Here is a 5,202-nt window from a genome sequence, read left to right as displayed (position 1 = left end):
CGCAATTAAGCGTTGCCAATTAGGCTATAAATCTACGGGTAATTAGTACTACTCGGCTATGCTGTTACCAACTTTACACCTGTAGCCTATCAACGTCGTCATCTCCAACGACCCTTAAAAGATGTCTCATCTTGAGGCGAGTTTCGCACTTATATGCTTTCAGTGCTTATCTCTTCCAAACGTAGCTACTCAGCGGTGCTCCTGGCGGAACAACTGATACACCAGAGGTTTGTTCAATTCGGTCCTCTCGTACTAGAATCAAGCCCTCTCAAACATCTAACGCCCGCAATAGATAGAGACCGAACTGTCTCACGACGTTCTGAACCCAGCTCGCGTGCCACTTTAATGGGCGAACAGCCCAACCCTTGGGACCTTCTCCAGCCCCAGGATGTGACGAGCCGACATCGAGGTGCCGAACCTCCCCGTCGATGTGAGCTCTTGGGGGAGACTAGCCTGTTATCCCCGGAGTACCTTTTATCCTATGAGCGATGGCCCTTCCATACGGAACCACCGGATCACTATGTCCTGCTTTCGCACCTGATCGACTTGTAGGTCTCACAGTCAAGCACCCTTATGCCATTACACTCTACGCACGGTTACCAAGCGTGCTGAGGGTACCTTTGAAAGCCTCCGTTACTCTTTTGGAGGCGACCACCCCAGTCAAACTACCCACCACGCAGTGTCCTTCTAAAAGAAGTTAGGCTCCAAGTAAGTAAAGGGTGGTATTTCAACGTTGACTCCACAAACACTAGCGTGCCTGCTTCAAAGTCTCCCACCTATCCTACACATTACTTACTCAAAGTCAATACGAAGTTATAGTAAAGGTTCACAGGGTCTTTTCGTCCCATTGCGGGTAAACGGCATCTTCACCGTTACTACAATTTCACAGAGCTCATGGTTGAGACAGTGCCCAGATCGTTACACCATTCGTGCAGGTCGGAACTTACCCGACAAGGAATTTCGCTACCTTAGGACCGTTATAGTTACGGCCGCCGTTTACTGGGGCTTCAGTCAAACGCTTCGCATTGCTGCTAACGCCCTTCCTTAACCTTCCAGCACCGGGCAGGTGTCAGACCCTATACAGCATCTTTCGATTTAGCAGAGTCCTGTGTTTTTGATAAACAGTCGCCTGGGCCTCTTCACTGCGGCCAGCATTGCTGCTGGCGTCTCTTCTTCCGAAGTTACGAGACTATTTTGCCTAGTTCCTTAACCATGATTCACTCTAGCACCTTAGGATTCTCTCCTCGACTACCTGTGTCGGTTTTGGTACGGGTTGCTTCACTTCGGCTTTTCTTGGAAGCACTTTCCTTACAGCAACTTCGCCCGAAGGCTAGGTCTTGACTATTCCGTCAGTCTCCAGTAAGTACGGCACTCCGTCCCCTTTTTAGTGTGAGCAAGTATGGGAATATTAACCCATTGTCCATCCACTACCCCTTTCGGGTTCGCGTTAGGTCCCGACTAACCCTCAGCTGATTAGCATGGCTGAGGAAACCTTAGTCTTTCGGTGAGCGGGTTTCTCGCCCGCTTTATCGTTACTTATGCCTACATTTTCTTTTCTGTCCGCTCCACCAAGCCTCACGACTCAGCTTCTGTGCAAACAGAATGCTCCCCTACCAGATACAACCCTAAGTTGTAAATCCATAGCTTCGGTACTCTATTTATGCCCGATTATTATCCATGCCGGACCGCTCGACTAGTGAGCTGTTACGCACTCTTTAAATGAATGGCTGCTTCCAAGCCAACATCCTAGCTGTCAATGCAGTCCAACCGCGTTGCTTCAACTTAATAGAGATTTGGGGACCTTAGCTGTTGGTCTGGGTTCTTTCCCTCTCGGACACGGACCTTAGCACCCGCGCCCTCACTGCCGTGGAACATTTATTAGCATTCGGAGTTTGTCAGGAATTGGTAGGATTTGACTCCCCCGCATCCAATCAGTAGCTCTACCTCTAATAAACTTATACACGACGCTGCACCTAAATGCATTTCGGGGAGTACGAGCTATCTCCCAGTTTGATTGGCCTTTCACCCCTACCCACAGGTCATCCGAAGACTTTTCAACGTCAACCGGTTCGGTCCTCCACTTTGTGTTACCAAAGCTTCAACCTGCCCATGGGTAGATCACAAGGTTTCGCGTCTAATACTACTAACTAAGCGCCCTATTCAGACTCGCTTTCGCTCCGGCTCCGTACCTGAAGTACTTAACCTCGCTAGTAACATTAACTCGTAGGCTCATTATGCAAAAGGCACGCCGTCACCCAACTTGTGGGCTCCGACCGCTTGTAGGCGTACGGTTTCAGGTTCTATTTCACCCTTCTATTCGAAGTGCTTTTCACCTTTCCTTCACAGTACTTGTTCACTATCGGTCTTTCAGGAGTATTTAGCCTTGGAGGATGGTCCCCCCATATTCAGACAGGATTTCACGTGTCCCGCCCTACTCATTTATCATCTAAATATACCTTTCATGTACGGGGCTATCACCCTCTATGGCTGTTCTTTCCAGAACATTCTATTAAATATATAAAGACTTTTGGGCTAATCCGCGTTCGCTCGCCACTACTTACGGAATCTCTTCGATTTCTTTTCCTCAGGGTACTTAGATGTTTCAGTTCTCCTGGTTTGCTCCTCTTACGAGGTGACATGTCTTCAACATGCCGGGTTGCCCCATTCGGACATCTGCGGATCAATTCGTGTGTGCCGATCCCCGCAGCTTTTCGCAGCTTACCGCGTCCTTCTTCGCCTCTGAAAGCCTAGGCATCCGCCATACGCCCTTAACGATTTCTTTCCTAATTATTAATTAGTTCAGTATTGTTGTCTATCATATCGCTATGATAAACTATTTTGTAAACTCAAACGCTTAATTGCGCTCGGTTTTCTCTTTGTGATATTTTTACCGTTAATGTCAATGATCTTAATTCTTTCTGCTTGTCTGATAAATGGATATTTGTTTTGGCTCTATCCATTGTACTTTTAAATCAAACGCACAAAACTGTGGAGAATAAGGGAGTCGAACCCTTGACCTTCCCGATGAATCGGGACGCTCTAGCCCCTATCGGCTAAAATCCTTTGTTTTCTTTTTAAATAACTTCTATTCTTGTTACATCTCTGTAACTGTTTTATTACTTTTCAGTAATTGTGGAGAATAAGGGAGTCGAACCCTTGACCTCCTGCGTGCAAGGCAGGCGCTCTAGCCAGCTGAGCTAATTCCCCCTCTAGTAGTTGTCAGTTGTCGGCTTTTAGTTGTCAGTTGTAAAACTAACTTCTAATGACTAACTTCTAACCTCTAATTCAATTAGTAGTCTCGGGCAGGCTCGAACTGCCGACCTCTACATTATCAGTGTAGCGCTCTAACCAGCTGAGCTACGAGACTTCATGTTTTTAGTTGTCGGTTGTCGGTTTTTAGTTGTTAGCTTTAAAACTAACTTCTAATTATCTAACCTCTAACTTCTGTAACTAAAATCTCTCTTTCCCTGATACTAATTTCTAGTGGGTTTTGTATTTTTATAATATAAGCAACCGAGTAAAAAACTAAAACGTTTTCTTAAAGTAAGTACATGATACATTTAAGTATCTTTATTTGTTTAACGTCTAAAGACGCTCTAAAATGAGATGTTCCAGCCGCACCTTCCGGTACGGCTACCTTGTTACGACTTAGCCCTAGTTACCTGTTTTACCCTAGGCAGCTCCTGTTACGGTCACCGACTTCAGGTACCCCAGACTTCCATGGCTTGACGGGCGGTGTGTACAAGGCCCGGGAACGTATTCACCGCGCCATGGCTGATGCGCGATTACTAGCGATTCCAGCTTCATAGAGTCGAGTTGCAGACTCCAATCCGAACTGAGACCGGCTTTCGAGATTTGCATCACATCGCTGTGTAGCTGCCCTCTGTACCGGCCATTGTATTACGTGTGTGGCCCAAGGCGTAAGGGCCGTGATGATTTGACGTCATCCCCACCTTCCTCTCTACTTGCGTAGGCAGTCTCACTAGAGTCCTCAACTGAATGTTAGCAACTAGTGACAGGGGTTGCGCTCGTTGCAGGACTTAACCTAACACCTCACGGCACGAGCTGACGACAACCATGCAGCACCTTGAAAATTGCCCGAAGGAAGGTCTATTTCTAAACCGATCAATTCCCATTTAAGCCTTGGTAAGGTTCCTCGCGTATCATCGAATTAAACCACATAATCCACCGCTTGTGCGGGCCCCCGTCAATTCCTTTGAGTTTCAAACTTGCGTTCGTACTCCCCAGGTGGCTAACTTATCACTTTCGCTTAGTCTCTGAATCCGAAGACCCAAAAACGAGTTAGCATCGTTTACGGCGTGGACTACCAGGGTATCTAATCCTGTTCGCTCCCCACGCTTTCGTCCATCAGCGTCAGTTAAGACATGGTAACCTGCCTTCGCAATTGGTGTTCTAAGTAATATCTATGCATTTCACCGCTACACTACTTATTCCAGCTACCTCTACCTTACTCAAGACCCGCAGTATCAATGGCAGTTTCATAGTTAAGCTATGAGATTTCACCACTGACTTACGAGTCCGCCTACGGACCCTTTAAACCCAATAAATCCGGATAACGCTTGCACCCTCCGTATTACCGCGGCTGCTGGCACGGAGTTAGCCGGTGCTTATTCGTATAGTACCTTCAGCTTTCCACACGTGGAAAGGTTTATCCCTATACAAAAGAAGTTTACAACCCATAGGGCCGTCGTCCTTCACGCGGGATGGCTGGATCAGGCTCTCACCCATTGTCCAATATTCCTCACTGCTGCCTCCCGTAGGAGTCTGGTCCGTGTCTCAGTACCAGTGTGGGGGATCACCCTCTCAGGCCCCCTAAAGATCATTGACTTGGTGAGCCGTTACCTCACCAACTATCTAATCTTGCGCGTGCCCATCTCTATCCACCGGAGTTTTCAATATTAAATGATGCCATTCAATATATTATGGGGTATTAATCTTCCTTTCGAAAGGCTATCCCCCTGATAAAGGTAGGTTGCACACGTGTTCCGCACCCGTGCGCCGCTCTCAAAGATCCGAAGATCTTCTACCGCTCGGCTTGCATGTGTTAGGCCTCCCGCTAGCGTTCATCCTGAGCCAGGATCAAACTCTCCATTGTATGTTTGTCTGACTCACTCAAAGTTTTGACGCTTTAGTTTTTCCTTACTTGGTTGTTATATCTATTTTTCAATGATCTCTTCTCTT

The 5,202-nt window shown here is 47.2% G+C and carries 3 tRNA genes and 2 rRNA genes; all 5 read right to left on the bottom strand.

Annotation, left to right across the window (positions count from 1 at the left end):
- Window positions 1–22 precede the first annotated feature (22 nt).
- The 5 genes from MQX03_RS20405 to MQX03_RS20385 all read right to left on the bottom strand — a co-directional run bounded on the left by MQX03_RS20405 (window position 23) and on the right by MQX03_RS20385 (window position 5,116).
- Window positions 23–2,782, bottom strand: a 23S ribosomal RNA gene (locus MQX03_RS20405).
- A gap of 207 nt (window positions 2,783–2,989) precedes the next feature.
- A tRNA-OTHER gene (locus tag MQX03_RS20400) sits at window positions 2,990–3,062 on the bottom strand.
- Window positions 3,063–3,133: 71 nt separating this feature from the next.
- Window positions 3,134–3,207 (bottom strand) — tRNA-Ala (locus MQX03_RS20395).
- Window positions 3,208–3,293: 86 nt separating this feature from the next.
- Window positions 3,294–3,367: transfer RNA gene (locus tag MQX03_RS20390), tRNA-Ile, on the bottom strand.
- Window positions 3,368–3,599: 232 nt separating this feature from the next.
- Window positions 3,600–5,116, bottom strand: a 16S ribosomal RNA gene (locus tag MQX03_RS20385).
- Together the 16S and 23S rRNA genes with 3 tRNA genes alongside form the textbook arrangement of a ribosomal RNA operon.
- Window positions 5,117–5,202 lie beyond the last annotated feature (86 nt).

The sequence above is a fragment of the Chryseobacterium aahli genome (assembly GCF_022699665.1).
GTDB classification, from domain to species: Bacteria; Bacteroidota; Bacteroidia; order Flavobacteriales; family Weeksellaceae; genus Chryseobacterium; species Chryseobacterium aahli.
This window is presented reverse-complemented; position numbering and strand designations above follow the sequence as displayed.